Raw genomic sequence first — 380 nt, forward strand, 5'->3', positions numbered from 1 at the left:
GAGAATCAGCGGCAACAGGAAATCGCCCCAGGCCGACATGAAGGCGAAAAGCCCGGCCGCAGCCAGCCCCGGCAGCGCCAGCGGGATCAACACCCGGCGGATGCGCTGTATCAGTGTTGCCCCATCCATCAGCGCCGCCTCCTCGTAGTCCCTCGGCAGCCCGTCGAAGAAGGTCTTCATGATCCAGAGCGCCAGTGGCAACTGCATCGTCGCAAGCACCAGGATCAACCCGAGATAACCGTCGATGAAACCGGTCCAGCGCATGATATCGCGGGCATAGCTGCCGAAGATCGGCCTGAGCACCGCCGCTTCCGCGTTGTTCAGCGTCAGCAGGAACTTGTAGAGCGGCACGACGAGCGCCGTCGGCGGCAGTACCCGGA

The 380-nt window shown here is 63.7% G+C and carries 1 protein-coding gene; it reads right to left on the minus strand.

Annotated features, from left to right (window positions below; translation table 11 throughout):
- Positions 1-380: ABC transporter permease subunit (locus AF337_RS30640; protein ID WP_152971245.1), on the minus strand; the 380-nt coding region annotated here is incomplete at both ends.

Origin of the sequence: Rhizobium ecuadorense (assembly GCF_001187535.1) — a bacterium.
Lineage (GTDB): Bacteria > Pseudomonadota > Alphaproteobacteria > Rhizobiales > Rhizobiaceae > Rhizobium > Rhizobium ecuadorense.